The 20,463-nt window shown below is 60.6% G+C and carries 11 protein-coding genes, 4 rRNA genes and 1 pseudogene; all 16 read left to right on the top strand.

The window, feature by feature from the left end:
• Positions 1-28: 28 nt before the first annotated feature.
• The 16 genes and pseudogenes from iolD (at position 29) to ACQE2J_RS16765 (ending at position 20,340) form a co-directional block, all read left to right on the top strand.
• Positions 29-1,963, top strand: a complete 1,935-nt coding sequence (gene iolD / locus ACQE2J_RS16840; RefSeq protein ID WP_426936695.1) for a 3D-(3,5/4)-trihydroxycyclohexane-1,2-dione acylhydrolase (decyclizing) — start codon at positions 29-31, stop codon at positions 1,961-1,963.
• A complete protein-coding gene (locus ACQE2J_RS16835; RefSeq protein ID WP_135542501.1) occupies positions 1,951-2,739 on the top strand; it encodes an HpcH/HpaI aldolase family protein in 789 nt (262 codons plus the stop codon). Before iolD ends, ACQE2J_RS16835 begins: the two co-directional genes overlap by 13 nt.
• A gap of 53 nt (positions 2,740-2,792) precedes the next feature.
• Positions 2,793-4,043, top strand: coding sequence for a Gfo/Idh/MocA family protein (locus ACQE2J_RS16830; RefSeq protein ID WP_135542503.1), 1,251 nt, complete (start codon positions 2,793-2,795; stop codon positions 4,041-4,043).
• Positions 4,036-5,007 (top strand): NAD(P)-dependent oxidoreductase, encoded by a 972-nt coding sequence (locus ACQE2J_RS16825; RefSeq protein ID WP_135542505.1) that lies wholly within the window; start codon positions 4,036-4,038, stop codon positions 5,005-5,007. The genes ACQE2J_RS16830 and ACQE2J_RS16825 overlap by 8 nt, the downstream gene beginning before the upstream one ends.
• On the top strand, positions 5,004-5,888 hold the full coding sequence (locus tag ACQE2J_RS16820) for a sugar phosphate isomerase/epimerase family protein (RefSeq protein WP_135542507.1): 885 nt from the start codon (positions 5,004-5,006) through the stop codon (positions 5,886-5,888). Before ACQE2J_RS16825 ends, ACQE2J_RS16820 begins: the two co-directional genes overlap by 4 nt.
• Positions 5,885-6,961 carry a Gfo/Idh/MocA family protein gene (locus ACQE2J_RS16815; protein WP_135542509.1) on the top strand — a complete coding sequence of 359 codons (1,077 nt, stop codon included), beginning with the start codon at positions 5,885-5,887 and terminating at the stop codon, positions 6,959-6,961. The genes ACQE2J_RS16820 and ACQE2J_RS16815 overlap by 4 nt, the downstream gene beginning before the upstream one ends.
• Positions 6,962-7,031: 70 nt before the next feature.
• Positions 7,032-8,045, top strand: a complete 1,014-nt coding sequence (gene iolG / locus ACQE2J_RS16810) for an inositol 2-dehydrogenase (RefSeq protein ID WP_135542511.1) — start codon at positions 7,032-7,034, stop codon at positions 8,043-8,045.
• A gap of 68 nt (positions 8,046-8,113) precedes the next feature.
• Positions 8,114-9,586 (top strand): sugar porter family MFS transporter, encoded by a 1,473-nt coding sequence (locus ACQE2J_RS16805; RefSeq protein ID WP_425119848.1) that lies wholly within the window; start codon positions 8,114-8,116, stop codon positions 9,584-9,586.
• Positions 9,583-10,431, top strand: a complete 849-nt coding sequence (locus tag ACQE2J_RS16800; protein ID WP_425119849.1) for a sugar phosphate isomerase/epimerase family protein — start codon at positions 9,583-9,585, stop codon at positions 10,429-10,431. The genes ACQE2J_RS16805 and ACQE2J_RS16800 overlap by 4 nt, the downstream gene beginning before the upstream one ends.
• 564 nt (positions 10,432-10,995) lie before the next feature.
• Positions 10,996-12,521: ribosomal RNA gene (locus ACQE2J_RS16795) — 16S ribosomal RNA — on the top strand.
• A 424-nt stretch (positions 12,522-12,945) separates the two neighbouring features.
• Positions 12,946-16,066 (top strand): 23S ribosomal RNA (locus ACQE2J_RS16790).
• Positions 16,067-16,253: 187 nt separating this feature from the next.
• Positions 16,254-16,372: ribosomal RNA gene (rrf, locus tag ACQE2J_RS16785) — 5S ribosomal RNA — on the top strand.
• The 16S, 23S and 5S rRNA genes sit together here, the layout of an rRNA operon.
• 361 nt (positions 16,373-16,733) lie before the next feature.
• Positions 16,734-17,027, top strand: coding sequence for a helix-turn-helix domain-containing protein (locus ACQE2J_RS16780; RefSeq protein WP_135542797.1), 294 nt, complete (start codon positions 16,734-16,736; stop codon positions 17,025-17,027).
• Positions 17,024-17,272, top strand: a pseudogene (locus ACQE2J_RS16775) (HipA N-terminal domain-containing protein); the annotation flags it as partial. The gene ACQE2J_RS16780 and the pseudogene ACQE2J_RS16775, both read left to right, overlap by 4 nt.
• Before the next feature lie 18 nt (positions 17,273-17,290).
• Complete coding sequence (locus ACQE2J_RS16770) at positions 17,291-18,265, top strand: type II toxin-antitoxin system HipA family toxin (RefSeq protein WP_425120630.1); 975 nt, start codon at positions 17,291-17,293, stop codon at positions 18,263-18,265.
• 549 nt (positions 18,266-18,814) lie between these two features.
• Positions 18,815-20,340 (top strand): 16S ribosomal RNA (locus ACQE2J_RS16765).
• The last annotated feature ends 123 nt before the right edge of the window (positions 20,341-20,463 follow it).

Here is a 20,463-nt window from a genome sequence, read left to right as displayed (position 1 = left end):
CGCACCCTATCCGTTCGAAGGAGAACCCATGAGTCACGAACCGACCATCCGACTGACGGTGGCCCAGGCCGTCGTCAAGTTCCTCAGCAGCCAGTACTCGGTCCTCGATGACGACCGTCAGCGGTTCATCCCGGCCGCGGCCGGCATCTTCGGCCACGGCAATGTGGCCGGCTTCAGCCAGGCGTTCTCGCAGTACGCCGACGATCTCCCGTTCATCCAGGGCCGCAACGAACAGTCGCTGGCTCACGCGGGAAGTGCTCTGGCCAAGGCCAGCGGCAGGCGGCAGACGCTCGCGGTCACCGCCTCCATCGGTCCCGGAGCGATGAACCTCGTCACCGCGGCTGCACTGGCGACGGTCAACCGCCTTCCGCTGTTCCTGCTGCCCGGCGACACCTACGCGACCAGGCGCCAGGGCCCCGTCCTCCAGGAGCTCGAGAACCCTCAGGACCCGAACCTCACCGTCAATGACTCATTCCGTCCCGTCTCTGCGTTCTTCGACCGGATCACCCGCCCCGAGCAGCTGATCACCGCGCTGCCCAAGGCCTTCCGCGTGCTCGCGAACCCCGCGGAGACCGGAGCCGTCGTGCTCTCCCTGCCCCAGGACATCCAGTCCCACGCCTACGACTTCCCCGTCAGCCTGTTCCGCGAGCGGGATTGGCCGATCCGTCGCACCATTCCGCAGCCCAGCGACATCGAACAGGCGGTCTCCGTCCTCGCCTCGGCGAAGAAGCCCCTGATCATCGCCGGCGGCGGTGTCCACTACTCCGAAGCCCGTGAGGCACTGGCCGCATTCGCCGAGTCCACCGGCATCCCTGTCGCCGAAACCTTCGGCGGCAAGGGCGCAGCACTCACCGACGCCGATTGGGTGCTCGGCGGCATCGGACTCGAGGGCAACCCCGCGACCAACCGCCTCGTCGCCCAAGCCGATGTCATCGTCAGCATCGGCACACGCCTGACCGACTTCGCCACCGGATCGCAGACGATGTTCAAGAACCCCGATGTGCGCTTCGTCGCGATCAACATCGCAGAGCTCGACGCGATCAAGCAGGGAGCCGTCGCGGTGCTCTCCGACGCGAAGCTGGGAATCGAAGCCCTGAGCCAGCAGCTCTCCGACTACTCGGTGCCCGGTGACTGGACCGCCGAGGTCGCCTCGCAGAAGGCCGAATGGGCTCCGCAGCGCAGCCAGGCACTCGACCCGGACACTGCCTTCAACAAACACGCCCCGGAGCACGCCGCACTGGGAATCCCAGACACCGACGCGACCGTCACCCAGGGACAGCTCATCGGTCTGCTCCAGGAGCATGCACAGCCGGGCGACACACTCATCGCCGCCGCCGGTGGACCCCCGGGAGACCTGCTCAAGGTATGGGACGCCACCGATGACCGTCGCTGCCACCTCGAGTTCGGCTTCTCCTGCATGGGCTACGAGATCCCCGCCGGCATCGGAGTCCGGCTCGCGGACCCCGAGAGCACCGGCCGCGTCTCGGTCTTCATCGGCGACGGGACCTTCCTCATGAACCCGACCGAGATCCTCACCGCAGCGCAGGAGCACCTCGACATCACCTACGTGATCTCGGAGAACCACGGCTTCCAGGTCATCCGCCGCCTGCAGATGATGAAGTACGGAGAGCAGTTCGGCAACGACTTCCGCTACCGCGACGAAGAGGACACCGCCCGGCTCTCGGGCGACTACCTCCACGTCGACCTCGGCGAGATCGCCTCGGGCCTCGGCGCCAAGACCATCCGCGCCACGAGCGTCGACGAGATCCGGGCAGCGCTCAACGACACCCGCGACGTCCACGGACCCGTGGCCATCGTGGTGCCGACCATCCCGCTGGTCGACCTGCCCGGGTCCGGAGTCTTCTGGGATGTCGCACCCGCCGAGGTCGCCGAACAGGAATGGGTCTCCGGCCTGCGCGCCGATTACGAAAAGGGTCTGGAGGACCAGAAATGGCACGTGTGAACACATCGCCGACCCCGCTGGACAAGGGCGCGCTGGCCAGACGGATCCGTGCGGGCGAGACAACCATCGGCAGTTTCGCCGGTCTCGGCTCCACCATGGCCATCGAGGTCCTGGCCGCCGCCGGACTCGACTGGATCCTCGTCGACCTCGAACACGGCGGCGGAGACGAAGCATCGATCGGTGATGCGGCAGCGGCCGCCGGCGGATACGGGGCAGCCACCCTGGTGCGGGTGGAGATCCCGGACCGGATCAGGATCGGACGTGCCCTCGACGCCGGTGCCGCCGGAGTGATGCTCCCGCGAGTGAGCTCCGCCGCCGAGGTGGCCGAGATCATTCCGCACCTGCACTACCCACCGCTCGGAGACAGGGGAGTGGCCACCTACAACCGCTCCCTCCGCTGGGGAATGGACAAAGCGGGGCTGGAGACGAGCAACGACGAGGTGCTGACGATCGTTCAGATCGAGACAGCAGGCGCCCTCGCCGAGGTGGACGACATCGCCGCACTCGACGCCGTCGACGTCCTGTTCGTCGGGCCCCTGGATCTGTCGTATGCGCTCGGTGTGCCGCTCGACTTCAATGCGCCGGTCTTCCGCGACGCCCTCGACACGGTCGTCGCAGCTGCACGCAGACACGGAAAGTCGGCCGGAATCCTCAGTGCCGACTCAGCGGTGGCCACAACCCGAGCCGAACAGGGCTTCACCTTCCTGCCGGTCGGTTCGGATTCGACACTGTTGGCTGACACCGCTGCCGCGGTCGTGTCCACCCTGCGCGACTGACGCCGCAGAACATCGGGGCCAACCGCCCCACCATTGACTACTCAAGGAGCACCATGAGCAACAACCCCACGACCATCGGAGTCGGACTCATCAGCGTCGGCTGGATGGGGCAGCTCCACAGCCGCGCCTACTCCAACGTTCCCGTCGTCTACCCCGAGCTCGGCATCAGAACACGCCTGGTCATCGCCGCCGACACCAATGACGAGCGCGCTCAGTTCGCCCAGGACGTGCTGGGCTACGAGAATTCGACCAGCGACTACAACGACGTTCTCAACCACCCGGACGTCGACGTCGTCTCCGTCTGCGCACCGAACTTCCTCCACGAGGAGATCGGCACCGCCGTCGCCAAGGCCGGCAAATCACTGTGGATCGAGAAACCCGTCGGCCGTTCCGACGAAGAGACGGAATCCGTGGTCAACGCGGCCGATGCCGCGGAAGTCGTCACCGCTGTCGGCTTCAACTACCGCAACGCCCCGGCCATCGAATACGCGAGGAAGATCATCGCCGAAGGCAAGCTCGGACGCATCACGAACGTGCGGGGCGCATTCTTCGCCGACTACTCGGCCGAGCCGAACGGCGCTCTGTCCTGGCGCTTCATCCGCGGACTCGCCGGTTCCGGTGTCCTCGGAGACCTGCTCGGACACCTGACCGACCTCGCCCACTACGTCGTCGGACCGATCGACAAGGTCACCGGCGTGGCCAACACCGCCTACACCGAGCGCCCCAAGCAGCAGATGGGCAGCGGCACCCACTTCGACGTCGTCGAGGGCGGAGAGATGGCACCCGTCGAGAACGAAGACTACGCCGGACTGCTCGTCCACTTCGGCCCCGACGCTCAAGGAGCCGGCGCCGTCGGTTCGCTCGAAGCCTCACGAGTGTGCGTCGGGCCGCGCGCGGAGTACTCGCTCGAGGTCTACGGAACCGAGGGCTCACTGCGGTGGAACTTCGAACGGATGAACGAACTCGAACTGGCACTCGGACACAAGGGTCCTCATGTCGGGTTCACCCGTGTGATGGCCGGTCCGGACTTCGGCGACTTCTCGAAGTTCCAGCCGGGCGCCGGCACCTCGATGGGCTACGACGACCTCAAGGTCATCGAAGCGAAGAAGTTCCTGCTCGCCCATGTCGGCGAGGAATCCACCCACGCCGACGTCCATGACGCCCTCGCCGCCAACCGCGTCGTCTACGCGGGTGAGCGCGCGATCGCCACCGAGTCCTGGCAGACCGTCGAACAGGTCGAGGGCACCTCGGCATCGACACGGACCACGGACGACTCGAACAGGAAAGAGACTGTCGATGCCTGAGAAGACCACCGTCATCGGACTCGGACCGGTACCGAAGGACCTCGTCGAAGCAGAACTCGGACTCGGGGTCGACTTCGTCGAGAGCCCCGGAGCTGAGGACTACGCGAAGGCCGAGGGCGCAATCGTGCGCGCTGCCGTCAAGGTCGGCCCCGCAGAACTCGATTCGATGCCCAACCTCAAGGTCATCGCCCGCACCGGCGTCGGCGTCGACGACGTCGATGTCGACGCCGCCACCGAACGTGGAATCCCCGTGGCGATCACCCCCGGTGTCAACTCGACTGCGGTGGCCGAGGGCGCGTTCGCTCACATGCTTCAGCTCGTGAAGTCACTGGCACCGCTGACGGAGATCGTTCGCTCCGGGGGATGGACGGAACGCACCAGTGTCCCGGTCGGCGATCTCGACGGAGCGAGTCTGGGCATCATCGGATTCGGCAACATCGGTCGGCGGGTGAAGGCGATCGCCGAGGCCTTCGGCATGAGCGTCCTCGCCTACGACCCCGTCGCCGAGGTGCCCGAAGCCAATAGGGTCGACACCGTCGACGAGATCCTGCGCGCATCGGACATCGTCACTCTGCACGTGCCGCTCCTCGAGAGCACCCACCACATGATCAACGCCCGCACAATCGATCTGATGAAGGACGGAGCGATCCTCATCAACACCAGCCGCGGAGGACTCGTCGACGAGGACGCCGCTCTGTCGGGACTCGAGTCCGGCAAACTCGGGGGCGTCGGACTCGACTCGTTCGAATCCGAGCCGCCTCGGCCGCACCCCCTGTACCAGCACCCCCGCACAGTGCTGACTCCTCATGTGATGGGGCTCAGCGCAAAAGCCAGCCATGCCACCTTCGTCGCCGCCGCCCGTGCCGTGGACGCAGTCCTCAAAGGCGGGCGCCCGGGCGCAGCGGTCAACGAAGTGGATTCGCCGGCTGCACCTGCAGCCGCAAGCAAAGGAGACCCAAGGTGAGCAACGTCAAAATCGCCGCGGCCCCCATCTCCTGGGGAGTCTGCGAAGTCCCTGACTGGGGATACCAGCTGAGCCCTGAACGGGTCCTCACCGAAATGCAGGAACTCGGCTTCGACGCTACGGAATTCGGCCCCGAGGGGTTCCTTCCCGACGACGCCGCAGGCAGGGCCGAAACCCTGAAGAAGCACTCGATGCAGGCCGTCGGAGGGTTCTACCCGGCCATCATCCACGACCCCGACCATGATCCGCTGCCCGGGATCGAGCGCGAACTGGAAGCCTACACCGCAGCCGGTGCGGACACCCTCGTCCTGGCAGCAGCGACGGGCGTCGACGGCTACGATGCCAAGCGCCCTGAACTCGATGAGGCCGGATGGAAGACCGTCTACCGCAACATCGACCGCATCCTCGAAGCCGCAAAAGCCCAGGGAGTCACCGTCAGCCTGCATTCGCATGTGGGAACCATGGTCGAAACCCAGGACGACGTCGACCACATTCTCAACGGCACCGACGTCGACTTCTGCTTCGACACCGGACACATGTTCATCGGCGGAGTGGACCCGGTCGAATTCGTGCAGAAGCACACGGGACGCATCTCCCACGCACACCTCAAGGATGTCGCGCTCGACCGTGCACGCAGTGTCCAGGCCGGCGAACAAACCTACTACGATGCCGTCGTCGACGGAATGTACCAGCCGCTCGGCCAGGGAGACATCGACATCGACTCGATCGTCGGCACTCTCATCCGCGCCGGATTCGACGGCTGGTTCACCCTCGAACAGGACACCGTCGTCGCCGACGAACCGGCGCCCGGCTCCGGACCGATCGACCAGGCTCGCGCCAGCCTCAGCTATCTCAAGCAGATCATCGAGGAGAACCGATGAGCACACGGATCGGCGTCGTCGGCCTCGGCCGGATCGGACGGATGCACGCTCGCAACATCGCGCAGGAAGACGGGGTCGACGAGCTCGTGCTCATCGGCCGCACCGCAGGCAAGCTCGAAGACGCCAAAGCGCAGCTGCAGTCGGAGCTGGCCCCGGACGCGGGGCCGGACCTTCGAGGTGCTCACGCCCCCGCAGGTCCCGTCAACCGCCCGGTCATCAGCACAGTGCTGCTCACCGAGGACTGGACCGACGGACTCGACGGTGTCATCATCGCCAGTTCGACGCACACCCACCCCGATCTCGCTCGGACAGCACTGACCGCTGGGGTCCCGGTTCTCGTCGAGAAGCCGATCGGACTCAAGCTCGAAGAGACCGCGGCCCTGTCCGCGGAGTTCGAAGCGCTCGACGTGCCCATCATGGTCGCCTACCACCGCAGGTACGACGAAGGGTTCCAGACCCTCAGAGAACGGATCCACAGCGGTGAGATGGGAACCATCCGAGTCATCCACTCGGCCGGACATGATCACTTCCATGTCGATCCGGAATTCATCCCCACCTCGGGAGGGGTGTGGCGCGACCTGCTCATCCACGAGTTCGACACGATCCCCTGGCTCATGGGTGAGGCACCCGTATCGATCTTCGCCTCGGGCGGGGTGCTCGACGAGCAGGCCTATGCGGACAGCGGCGACCTGGATACGGCCACAGCCGTGATCACCTTCGAATCGGGAGTGCAGGCGCTCATCAGCGGTGCCCGCAACATCGCCTCCGGCCAGGACGTCAACACCGTCGTCTACGGCAGCGATGCGGCGTTCGCAGCCGGCATCGACTCACACTCGCCGGTCACCTCGACCGAACCGGGAGTCGCCCCACCGGAGTCGACCTACGCCGACTTCATCGAACGGTTCGAACCGGCCTTCAGACGCGAAGTCCGACATTTCCTGGCCGTCATCAACGGCGATGCCACCTCGCTGACCCTGCCGTCCGACGGCATCGTCGCAGCGAAATTGGCGTTGGCAGCCGAGGAATCGGTGCGGCGCGGCCGACCCGTCCGATTGGACGAAATCACCGCGTGAGCGCTCAAGCCGCGACACCGCACAAACCCACATTGACTCAACGCGAATTTCGAACGAGGAGAGAAGTTCAATGACGAATGAACAACTGCGCATCGGTCTCATCGGGACCGGCCGCATCGGCAAAGTCCATGCCGTCAACATCGCGGCACTTCCCGAAACCACCCTGACCTGGGTGATCGACCCCTATGTCGCCGGAGCCGAAGCGATCGCTGAGGAAAACGGCGCCCGCGCAACAGGCGACCCCGACGAAGCCTTCGCTTCGGGTGAGCTCGATGCAGTGGTCATCGCCTCACCGACGTCGACCCACGCCGATCTCATCAAGAAGGCCATCGAAGCCGGAATCCCGGTGCTCTGCGAGAAGCCGATCGACCTCGACATCGCCCGCGTCGACGAACTGGCGCCACTGGTCGAGAATTCCGGCGTTCCCTTCGCCGTCGGTTTCAACCGCCGATTCGACCGTGACTTCTCACTCGCTCGAGAACGCCTCATCGCCGGTGAGGTCGGAGACCTCGAGCAGCTGTCGATCATCAGCCGCGACCCCGCCCCACCAAGCGTCGAGAACCTCCGGACGACCGGCGGCATGTTCCGAGACCAGACGATTCACGACTTCGATATGGCACGCTATTTCGCCCCTGACATCGTCGAGGTCTTCGCGACCGGCTCACAGCTGTTCGACGACGGAGCCAAGGAGACTTCCGACTTCGACACCGCGATGGTGACGATGAGGACCTCGACCGGGGTCCAGATCTCCATCACGAACTCACGGCACAGCGCGATCGGCTACGACCAGAGGATCGAGATCTTCGGCGGCCAGGGCATGCTCGAAGTCGGGAACGCGGGGACGAGTCTGGTCAGCTACTCGAACGCGACTGCGGTGAAGACCACCTCGCCCTATCAGCACTTCTTCCTCGAGCGATACTCCGACGCCTACGTCGAAGAGCTGCGCGAATTCTGTCAGCTCGTCCGCGGAGAGGAGTCACGCTGCTCGTCCTTCGCTGATGGCCGAGCAGCGCTGATCCTGGCCAATGCGGCCCAGACATCCGCGGCAGAAGGACGGGTCGTCCAGGTCGATCTGACCGCCTGACCCTGAACCCAACCCAATGCGGCAACGCATATCAGAGTGCAACGATGCATATTTGTTAGGAGACCATCGTGGTTGCCAATTCAACAGAGTCACCAATCGTCAAAGACTCAGCACTGCCGGTGATGCCCAAGACCGGAGCCCATCGCAAACGGATAGGACTCATCTCTATCGTTGCCTGCTTCGGAGGGCTCCTGTTCGGCTATGACACCGGTGTCATCAACGGGGCGCTGCGCCCCATGTCCGAAGAACTCGGACTGACTGCAGTCAGCGAAGGTGTCGTGACGAGTTCGCTCGTCTTCGCTGCCGCTGTCGGCGCCGTTTCCTGCGGCAAGATCTGCGACATGGTCGGACGACGTCGAACGATCATAGTCCTGGCGATGTTGTTCTTCCTCGGCACGCTGGTTGCCGTCTTCGCCCCTAACGTGTCTGTGCTGGTCATCGGTCGGATCATGCTCGGCCTGGCCGTCGGCGGTGCCTCCATCGTCGTCCCGGTGTACCTGTCCGAACTCGCTCCACACGAAATCCGCGGATCCATCAGCGGACGAAACGAAGTCGCGATCGTCAGCGGACAGCTTGCCGCCTTCGTCGTCAATGCCATCATCGGCAACGTCTGGGGACATATCGACGGGATCTGGCGGGTCATGTTCGCCATCTGCGCAATACCCGCGGTCTGCCTGTTCATCGGCATGCTCCGGATGCCCGAATCGCCGAGGTGGCTGGTCGAACACAACCGCCACGACGAGGCTCTCGCTGTCCTGATGACGGTGCGCACCGAAGAGAGGGCACGTGCGGAGCTGGGATCCGTCGAAGAGGTGGCGGAAGCCTCAACCGGAGATCGTCGAGTCGGCTACCGGAAGTTCGTGTTCAACAAATGGCTGATCCGGATCGTGCTTGTCGGCATGGGCGTGGCGGTCTGCCAGCAGCTCACCGGAATCAACTCGATCATGTACTACGGGCAGATCGTCCTCATCCAGTCAGGGTTCGCCGCCAACGCCGCACTCATCGCGAACATCGCTCCCGGTGTCGTCGCTGTGTTGGGCGGACTCTTCGCCCTCTACATGATGGACCGTGTCGACCGACGCACGACCTTCATCACCGGTCTGTCCCTGACGACGACCTTCCACCTGCTCATCGGTCTGTGCTCCAAGTTCATGTCCGAGGACAACCCGCTGCGCGCATGGGTGATCCTCGCCCTCATCGTCGGATTCGTCGCCTCGATGCAGTCCTTCCTCAATGTCGCTGTGTGGGTCTGGCTGGCGGAGGTGTTCCCGCTGCCGATGCGCGGTGTGGGCATCGGAATCTCGCAGCTGTTCGGTTGGGGCATGAATGGTGCCATCGCTCTCGTGTTCCCATCGCTGGTGGCAGGGATCGGGATCTCCGGTGTCTTCTTCCTCTTCGCCGCAGTCGGAGTACTCGCCTTGATCTTCATTGCGACTCAGGTTCCCGAGACGCGGGGAATATCGTTGGAGAAGATGGAAGAGGGCATCGAATCGGGCCTGGCATACCGCTTCGGGGCATGGAAGAAGCTGCGTGACGAATGATGATCGAACCGGAACTGATAGCCACCTGCTGGACCAGCGCCGGCGACGCGGCTCCGATGCGCAGCAGCGAGCGGAGCCCGCTGGATCCGATCGAGCGGGTTCGTCAGATCGCCGCGACCGGCTGGATGGGGCTCGGCTTCGTCCTCGATGACCTGCGAGCCATCCGGGACACCATCGGCTACGACACTCTTGCCGACGAGATCACCGGATCCGGCCTGCAGCACGTCGAAGTCGAACTGTGCTCAGGATGGTGGAAGCACCCGAGCGAAGGTTGGCGCGGACACTGGGAAGAACTGCTCGAAGCCGCGCAGGCTCTCGACGCCGCCTTCATCAAGATCGGCACCGACAGCGCCCCCGCTCTCAAAGACGTCCGTCCTCTCGTCGCCCCTCTCAGGGACCTGGCAGAGGAAGCCGCCTCGTACGGGACCAAGGTCGCCCTCGAGCCTCTTCCCTTCGGCATGATCGCGTCGATGCCGCAGGGAGCCGAACTCATCTCCCAGGTCGACCACCCGGCGGCCGGTCTGATCGTCGACTACTGGCACGTGTTCCGGGCAGGCACCTCTTTGGACGAGCTGCGGGCCTGTCTGACCACGGACATGGTCTTCGGTGTCGAACTCTGTGATGCCCAGGAAGACGTCGTCGGATCGCTCTTCGAAGACACTCGCGACAATCGTGAGCTCATCGGAGACGGAGTCCAGGACGTCGCCGGCTTCATCCAGGCACTGCGCAGCATCGGATACGAGGGACCGTGGGGAGTGGAGATCCTGTCGGCGGCTCATCGCCGCCGGAGCCTGTCCGAGGCTCTGGACGCGGCACGACTCAGTGCCCTCTCGGCATTCGCATGAACGCGCCCATGCTCGAAGCCCAGCTTCCAGGAGCGCCGCTGTTTCAGGGCTCCTGGAAGGCTGCCTGTTCCCCGGCAGTCCGTGTGGTGGGTGTCACGTGGGGAATGGCGGGTTTGGATTTGCGTGGACGGGTTTGCCTGGTCTAGAGTTATATCTCGTTGCCCCGCCGGAAACACAGTCTGAAAGACAGGGTTTCCACCGGGCCTGACCAGGACAAACACGGTTTGTCACGGTGGTTGGGGATCGGGTGGGTGACGATAAATGAAACTGATGCCCCCAGTGAACACGCCCCTTTTTGTTGGGTTGTGGTGATGGGTGAGTGTTTGTGGTTTGAGAATCCAATAGCGTGTTTGTTTGAACAAGTTGTGATGCCAGAAACATTATTTTTCTGGTGAGACAATCACACGGTCGAACAGTCTGGTTCGCCTCCTTGAGGTGGGTGGTTCTTTGTTGAATCGTTCACTGGGGTGGCGGTTGGGGTGTTTGATCGTATTTTTTGAAGCCGGCTGGTCACCCCGTGACTGGTTTGGCTGTCTTGCTGGGATTCATACGCAACATAATTTTTTTATGGAGAGTTTGATCCTGGCTCAGGACGAACGCTGGCTGCGTGCTTAACACATGCAAGTCGAACGCTGAAGCCGGGTGCTTGCACCTGGTGGATGAGTGGCGAACGGGTGAGTAACACGTGAGTAACCTGCCCCTGATTTCGGGATAAGCCTGGGAAACTGGGTCTAATACCGGATATGACCGTTCCACGCATGTGGGATGGTGGAAAGTTTTTCGATCGGGGATGGGCTCGCGGCCTATCAGCTTGTTGGTGGGGTAATGGCCTACCAAGGCGACGACGGGTAGCCGGCCTGAGAGGGCGACCGGCCACACTGGGACTGAGACACGGCCCAGACTCCTACGGGAGGCAGCAGTGGGGAATATTGCACAATGGGGGAAACCCTGATGCAGCGACGCAGCGTGCGGGATGACGGCCTTCGGGTTGTAAACCGCTTTCAGCAGGGAAGAAGCGAAAGTGACGGTACCTGCAGAAGAAGTACCGGCTAACTACGTGCCAGCAGCCGCGGTAATACGTAGGGTACGAGCGTTGTCCGGAATTATTGGGCGTAAAGAGCTCGTAGGTGGTTGGTCACGTCTGCTGTGGAAACGCAACGCTTAACGTTGCGCGGGCAGTGGGTACGGGCTGACTAGAGTGCAGTAGGGGAGTCTGGAATTCCTGGTGTAGCGGTGAAATGCGCAGATATCAGGAGGAACACCGGTGGCGAAGGCGGGACTCTGGGCTGTAACTGACACTGAGGAGCGAAAGCATGGGGAGCGAACAGGATTAGATACCCTGGTAGTCCATGCCGTAAACGTTGGGCACTAGGTGTGGGGGACATTCCACGTTCTCCGCGCCGTAGCTAACGCATTAAGTGCCCCGCCTGGGGAGTACGGTCGCAAGGCTAAAACTCAAAGGAATTGACGGGGGCCCGCACAAGCGGCGGAGCATGCGGATTAATTCGATGCAACGCGAAGAACCTTACCAAGGCTTGACATACACTGGACCGTTCTGGAAACAGTTCTTCTCTTTGGAGCTGGTGTACAGGTGGTGCATGGTTGTCGTCAGCTCGTGTCGTGAGATGTTGGGTTAAGTCCCGCAACGAGCGCAACCCTCGTTCTATGTTGCCAGCACGTGATGGTGGGAACTCATAGGAGACTGCCGGGGTCAACTCGGAGGAAGGTGGGGATGACGTCAAATCATCATGCCCTTTATGTCTTGGGCTTCACGCATGCTACAATGGCTGGTACAGAGAGAGGCGAACCTGTGAGGGTGAGCGAATCCCTTAAAGCCAGTCTCAGTTCGGATCGTAGTCTGCAATTCGACTACGTGAAGTCGGAGTCGCTAGTAATCGCAGATCAGCAACGCTGCGGTGAATACGTTCCCGGGCCTTGTACACACCGCCCGTCAAGTCACGAAAGTCGGTAACACCCGAAGCCGGTGGCCCAACCCTTAGGGGAGGGGGCCGTCTAAGGTGGGACTGGCAATTGGGACTAAGTCGTAACAAGGTAGCCGTACCGGAAGGTGCGGCTGGATCACCTCCTTTCTAAGGAGCACACATTCAGATCCCCACCGTCAGGAACCGTTCGTGTTCCTGGGTGGGTTGCTCATGGGTGGAACATCACAACTTCCGCTCGTCCACTCAGCGTTGTCGGGGTGAGTGCCTCGTCGATGTATGGGTATGAGGATGGGCTAGGACGAACACGTTATTGGGTCCTGGAATCACAAACCCCAACAGTCGTTGGGTGTGGTTTCAACCAACAGGACCGACCCGCTTCACGGGCAGCCACAGCAGTGGTCTGGTTTGTGGGTGGTGTTTGGTAGTGGTTTGAGAATCGTATAGTGGACGCGAGCATCAATGCTGCAGCCCTTTTGGGGTTGTGGTGTTATGTAATGTGATTTTTCTTGTCATCATCTTGTGTGATTGAAAGACAATATTTCGCGTACACGCCGCCAACCCTTTTGGGGTGTGGTGAGTGTGTAAGAGCGCATGGTGGATGCCTTGGCATCAGGAGCCGATGAAGGACGTGGAAATCTGCGATAAGCCTCGGGGAGCCGATAAACGGGCGTTGATCCGAGGATCTCCGAATGGGGAAACCCCGCTGCCTGTGAGGGTAGTGACCCGTGCCTGAATATATAGGGTACGTGGGGGGAACGCGGGGAAGTGAAACATCTCAGTACCCGCAGGAAGAGAAAATAACAATGATTCCGGGAGTAGTGGCGAGCGAAACTGGATGAGCCTAAACCGTGTGCGTGTCAAGCGTGCTGGTGTTGCGTGCACGGTGTTGTGGGGTATGTACGGTCTGGTCCAGCATGGCCAGTCTGTGTTGGTGTTGGTGTAGTCGAACCTGGTGGGAAACAGGACCGGAGTGGGTGAGAGTCCCGTAGACGAAACAGTGACGCCGGCGTAGTGTGCGTGTGCCCGAGTAGCACGGAACTCGTGGAATTTCGTGTGAATCTGCCAGGACCACCTGGTAAGGCTAAATACTTCCTGATGACCGATAGCGGATAAGTACCGTGAGGGAATGGTGAAAAGTACCCCGGGAGGGGAGTGAAAGAGTACCTGAAACCATGTGCTTACAATCCGTCAGAGCAGTATCTAGATGACTGTGATGGCGTGCCTTTTGAAGAATGAGCCTGCGAGTTAGCGGTGCGTGGCGAGGTTAACCCGTGTGGGGTAGCCGTAGCGAAAGCGAGTCCGAACAGGGCGTTGTCAGTCGCGTGTCCTAGACCCGAAGCGGAGTGATCTAGCCATGGGCAGGGTGAAGCGTGTGTAAGAGCGCGTGGAGGCCCGCACCCACTTCAGTTGAAAATGGAGGGGATGACCTGTGGTTAGGGGTGAAAGGCCAATCAAACTCTGTGATAGCTGGTTCTCCCCGAAATGCATTTAGGTGCAGCGTTGCGTGGTTCTTGCTGGAGGTAGAGCTACTGGATGGCTGATGGGCCCCACCGGGTTACTGACGTCAACTAAACTCCGAATGCCAGTCAAGGTTCAGCGTGGCAGTGAGACAGTGGGGGATAAGCTTCATTGTCGAGAGGGAAACAGCCCAGACCATCAACTAAGGCCCCTAAGCGTGTGCTCAGTGGGAAAGGATGTTCAGTTGCGAAGACAACCAGGAGGTTGGCTTAGAAGCAGCCACCCTTGAAAGAGTGCGTAATAGCTCACTGGTCAAGTGATTGAGCGCCGATAATGTAGCGGGGCTAAGTACACCGCCGAAGTTGTGGCAGCACCACGTGTATCCGTAATGGTGTGGTGTTGGGTAGGGGAGCGTCGAGTCGCTGGTGAAGCTGCCGTGTGAACGAGTGGTGGAAGCGGTTCGAGTGAGAATGCAGGCATGAGTAGCGAAAGACGGGTGAGAAACCCGTCCACCGGATGACCAAGGGTTCCAGGGCTAGGCTAATCCGCCCTGGGTAAGTCGGGACCTAAGGCGAGGCCGACAGGCGTAGTCGATGGACAACCAGTTGATATTCTGGTACCGACACACAACCGACAGTACCAAAACACATGAAACTAACCATGTCCCTCGCCCTCTCGTACTTCGGTAGGAGGGTTTGGCGAGGTATGTGGGACCTGAGTGTGGAGTCGGTAAGCGTGTGGTGTGACGCAGAAAGGTAGCCAGGCCGTGCGATGGTAGTCACGGTCTAAGGTTGTAGCACGCGGGGGTAGGTAAATCCGTCCCCGCTTTGTGTGTGAGAGCTGATGGGCGCCCCACTGTGGTGGGGTGATCTGGTGATCCTCTGCTGCCGAGAAAAGCATCGACGTGAGGGTGTGTGTTGCCCGTACCCTATAACCGACACAGGTGGTCGAGTAGAGAATACTAAGGTGATCGAGAGAATCGTGGTTAAGGAACTCGGCAAAATGCCCCCGTAACTTCGGGAGAAGGGGGACCATCCTGGTGAACCGCACTTGCTGCGGGATGTGCTGGTGGTGGTCGCAGAGGCCAGAGAGAAGCGACTGTTTATTAAAAACACAGGTCCGTGCGAAGATGTAAGTCGATGTATACGGACTGACGCCTGCCCGGTGCTGGAAGGTTAAGAGGACTCGTTAACAGGTTACTGTGAAGCGGAGAATTTAAGCCCCAGTAAACGGCGGTGGTAACTATAACCATCCTAAGGTAGCGAAATTCCTTGTCGGGTAAGTTCCGACCTGCACGAATGGCGTAACGACTTCTCTGCTGTCTCAACCACGAACTCGGCGAAATTGCATTACGAGTAAAGATGCTCGTTACGCGCAGCAGGACGGAAAGACCCCGAGACCTTCACTATAGTTTGGTATTGGTGTTCGGTGTGGTTTGTGTAGGATAGGTGGGAGACTATGAGGCTTGGTCGCTAGATCAGGTGGAGTCGATCGGTGAAATACCACTCTGACCATAGTGGATTCCTTAACTTCGGACCCTGATCGGGTTCAGGGACAGTGCCTGATGGGTAGTTTAACTGGGGCGGTTGCCTCCTAAAGAGTAACGGAGGCGCCCAAAGGTTCCCTCAGCCTGGTTGGCAATCAGGTGTCGAGTGTAAGTGCACAAGGGAGCTTGACTGTGAGACGGACGTGTCGAGCAGGAGCGAAAGCTGGGACTAGTGACCCGGCCATGGCTTGTGGAAGCGTGGTCGCTCAACGGATAAAAGGTACCTCGGGGATAACAGGCTGATCTTGCCCAAGAGTCCATATCGACGGCATGGTTTGGCACCTCGATGTCGGCTCGTCGCATCCTGGGGCTGGAGTCGGTCCCAAGGGTTGGGCTGTTCGCCCATTAAAGCGGTACGCGAGCTGGGTTTAGAACGTCGTGAGACAGTTCGGTCCCTATCCGCTGCGTGCGTAGGAAATTTGTGGAGGTCTGTCCTTAGTACGAGAGGACCGGGACGGACGAACCTCTGGTGTGCCAGTTGTTCCGCCAGGAGCATGGCTGGTTGGCTACGTTCGGGATGGATAACCGCTGAAAGCATCTAAGCGGGAAGCCTGCTCCGAGATGAGATTTCCATCCATACATTTTGTGTGGGAGAGGTGTCCTATAGATGATGGGGTTGATAGGCCGGGTATGGAAGCACTGTGAGGTGTGGAGTTGACTGGTACTAATACACCGATCACTCATCAACTCTTTTGTTGGGGTTGGTGTGTGCGTGAGAGTCTTTTTGGGTTGCACGTGGTGTTGGCTTGAGAAGTCACCCTGTTGTGGGGTGCATGTTATGTGACTGTTGTTGGTGTTCGCGTTCGCTGTGCGGTTCTTGGACCATTACCGCCTGACCTGTTTGTGGGTTGGGTGTGGTGGTGGTCTGTTGGTTTTGCGGTGGTGATAGTGGTGGGGAAACGCCCGGTTAACCGTTCCGATCCCGGTAGCTAAGCCCATGCGCGCTGATGGTACTGCAACTTGGTGGTTGTGGGAGAGTAAGTGACTGCCGCAATATTTTTTGGTGGGGGTGGCCTCGTCTGATTCCTGTTTGTGTGGGGGTTGGGCGGGGCCTTCCTCGTATTCATGGGTCGTGTTGCTGCTGACCACAAACGTGCCCAGCACTCCGTCGCGTCCGGCACTCAGCCGCCTCGATCCCGTTGGGTGCGCCGCATGAGGGTCAATGATCGCCGGCCCCATCATCTCCGTGTTCGACCTCCGGGGTGGAGGGCTTCGCGGGGGAGAGGATGCGATTGCCGGTCCCTGGCCGCGCGGAGTCCCTATGTGCCCCGTGAGCTCTTGTCGGCTTTCGCAATGATGCGTATCCTAGTCAGTAATGACTATAGTGACTATTATCTGAGCCGTTAGGAGCAAAGATGGCCGTCACCCGACAGGTGGAGCGCCGCCTCGGCGAAGTCGGTTCATCGATTCGACGATGGCGACTCATGCAGTCACTGAAAGCTGCTGAAGTCGCTGAGCGTGCCGGGATCTCGCGATCAACTCTGCAGAAGATCGAACGGGGAGACGCCGGCGTCTCCCTCGGCGCAGTCATGTCGGTCATGCAGGCATTGGGACAGCTTGATCACGTAGCCGACTCCTTTGACCCGTTGAGCACCGATGTCGGAAGACTGCGCTCGTCCGAATCGCTTCCGGAGCGAGTTCGCCGATGAGTGAGCAGGTGCGTGTGGAAATGACCCATGACGGCAGACCTGTTCACGTTGGGACCGCCTATTTCCACATCGGACGAGGGCAGATCTCGACCACCTTCAAATACTCCGATGAATATGCATCGGCCAGGTGGGCGTATTCGATAGATCCTCAACTCCCTCTGTCAACGGCACCTTTCAGCGTCCCGGGTCTGCCTGGCGCTTTCGCTGACTGCGCCCCGGACCGGTGGGGACGTAACCTTGTTGCCAAGGAGCACCGGCGATTAGTGGCTGAAGAGGCCGTCAGCGACCGCCGACTCACAGATGTCGACTACCTTCTCGGGGTCAGCGACTGTACCCGACAAGGCTCTCTTCGGTTTCGTCGCGGTCCCGATGGTCCCCTTCTCAGCGACAACAGTCGAGTACCGAAACTCCTTGCCCTGCCCGAGCTGCAACACGCAGCGGATGGCGTCCTAGAGGGCTCCGCTGGGGCTGTGAAACGCCTCCTCGACGCTGGGACCGGATCACTGGGTGGAGCTCGGCCGAAAGCGTCCGTGACCGACGACGAGGGAGCGCTGCATATCGCAAAGTTCACGCGCCCTGCCGATGAGTGGGACGTCATTGCGTGGGAGGGGGTGGCACTCGAGCTCGCGCGAATGGCAGGGATCGAAGTCCCAAGGTGCAGAACGCTCACCATCGACGGTCGATCCGTGCTCCTGCTGGAAAGGTTCGACCGGGACGCCCAACAACGCATCGGATACATCAGCGCAATGACAGCGACCGGCCGACGCGATGGAGAAGCCGCCGACTACCTCGACATCATTGAGGCAATCGAAGACCACAGCCGGCGTTGGAAGCGCGATTGCGCGGAACTGTACCGACGAGTGGTCTTCTCCGTCGCAGTGCACAATACAGACGACCATCTGCGAAACCACGGCTTCGTTCGGTCAGAGGCAGGGTGGCAGCTGAGCCCGGCCTTCGACATCAACACCGAACCTGAACGGGCAGTCGAACGGCAGACAGCGATCAACGGAGTGGTCTCAGCAGACGATGAGGCCGGAGCACTTCTTGACTTCGCTTCACTCTGTCACCTGACCGCACCGGCCGCGCGGACCATCATCCACGAAGTCGTCGACGCAGTCGCCAATTGGAACCCTCTGGCGGCCGGCAGAGGAATCCGCCGCTCGGAGCGCGACGCGGTGGGTCCTGTCATCGAGACTCAAAGCGATCGCCTGCGGGCAGCAGCAGAGCCGGGTTTCTGACCTCCGTGGCGCACGACGCTCTCTGCCCCGACGCTAGACTTTCCTGCGCCTGTTCCCCGGCAGTCCGTGTGGTGGGTGTCACGTGGGGAATGGCGGGTTTGGATTTGCGTGGACGGGTTTGCCTGGTCTAGAGTTATATCTCGTTGCCCCGCCGGAAACACAGTCTGAAAGACAGGGTTTCCACCGGGCCTGACCAGGACAAACACGGTTTGTCACGGTGGTTGGGGATCGGGTGGGTGACGATAAATGAAACTGATGCCCCCAGTGAACACGCCCCTTTTTGTTGGGTTGTGGTGATGGGTGAGTGTTTGTGGTTTGAGAATCCAATAGCGTGTTTGTTTGAACAAGTTGTGATGCCAGAAACATTATTTTTCTGGTGAGACAATCACACGGTCGAACAGTCTGGTTCGCCTCCTTGAGGTGGGTGGTTCTTTGTTGAATCGTTCACTGGGGTGGCGGTTGGGGTGTTTGATCGTATTTTTTGAAGCCGGCTGGTCACCCCGTGACTGGTTTGGCTGTCTTGCTGGGATTCATACGCAACATAATTTTTTTATGGAGAGTTTGATCCTGGCTCAGGACGAACGCTGGCTGCGTGCTTAACACATGCAAGTCGAACGCTGAAGCCGGGTGCTTGCACCTGGTGGATGAGTGGCGAACGGGTGAGTAACACGTGAGTAACCTGCCCCTGATTTCGGGATAAGCCTGGGAAACTGGGTCTAATACCGGATATGACCGTTCCACGCATGTGGGATGGTGGAAAGTTTTTCGATCGGGGATGGGCTCGCGGCCTATCAGCTTGTTGGTGGGGTAATGGCCTACCAAGGCGACGACGGGTAGCCGGCCTGAGAGGGCGACCGGCCACACTGGGACTGAGACACGGCCCAGACTCCTACGGGAGGCAGCAGTGGGGAATATTGCACAATGGGGGAAACCCTGATGCAGCGACGCAGCGTGCGGGATGACGGCCTTCGGGTTGTAAACCGCTTTCAGCAGGGAAGAAGCGAAAGTGACGGTACCTGCAGAAGAAGTACCGGCTAACTACGTGCCAGCAGCCGCGGTAATACGTAGGGTACGAGCGTTGTCCGGAATTATTGGGCGTAAAGAGCTCGTAGGTGGTTGGTCACGTCTGCTGTGGAAACGCAACGCTTAACGTTGCGCGGGCAGTGGGTACGGGCTGACTAGAGTGCAGTAGGGGAGTCTGGAATTCCTGGTGTAGCGGTGAAATGCGCAGATATCAGGAGGAACACCGGTGGCGAAGGCGGGACTCTGGGCTGTAACTGACACTGAGGAGCGAAAGCATGGGGAGCGAACAGGATTAGATACCCTGGTAGTCCATGCCGTAAACGTTGGGCACTAGGTGTGGGGGACATTCCACGTTCTCCGCGCCGTAGCTAACGCATTAAGTGCCCCGCCTGGGGAGTACGGTCGCAAGGCTAAAACTCAAAGGAATTGACGGGGGCCCGCACAAGCGGCGGAGCATGCGGATTAATTCGATGCAACGCGAAGAACCTTACCAAGGCTTGACATACACTGGACCGTTCTGGAAACAGTTCTTCTCTTTGGAGCTGGTGTACAGGTGGTGCATGGTTGTCGTCAGCTCGTGTCGTGAGATGTTGGGTTAAGTCCCGCAACGAGCGCAACCCTCGTTCTATGTTGCCAGCACGTGATGGTGGGAACTCATAGGAGACTGCCGGGGTCAACTCGGAGGAAGGTGGGGATGACGTCAAATCATCATGCCCTTTATGTCTTGGGCTTCACGCATGCTACAATGGCTGGTACAGAGAGAGGCGAACCTGTGAGGGTGAGCGAATCCCTTAAAGCCAGTCTCAGTTCGGATCGTAGTCTGCAATTCGACTACGTGAAGTCGGAGTCGCTAGTAATCGCAGATCAGCAACGCTGCGGTGAATACGTTCCCGGGCCTTGTACACACCGCCCGTCAAGTCACGAAAGTCGGTAACACCCGAAGCCGGTGGCCCAACCCTTAGGGGAGGGGGCCGTCTAAGGTGGGACTGGCAATTGGGACTAAGTCGTAACAAGGTAGCCGTACCGGAAGGTGCGGCTGGATCACCTCCTTTCTAAGGAGCACACATTCAGATCCCCACCGTCAGGAACCGTTCGTGTTCCTGGGTGGGTTGCTCATGGGTGGAACATCACAACTTCCGCTCGTCCACTCAGCGTTGTCGGGGTGAGTGCCTCGT

This window comes from Brevibacterium sp. LE-L, from assembly GCF_050214925.1.
Lineage (GTDB): Bacteria > Actinomycetota > Actinomycetes > Actinomycetales > Brevibacteriaceae > Brevibacterium.
Note: the sequence above shows the minus strand (reverse complement) of the source record. Positions and strands in the feature narration are given on the sequence as shown.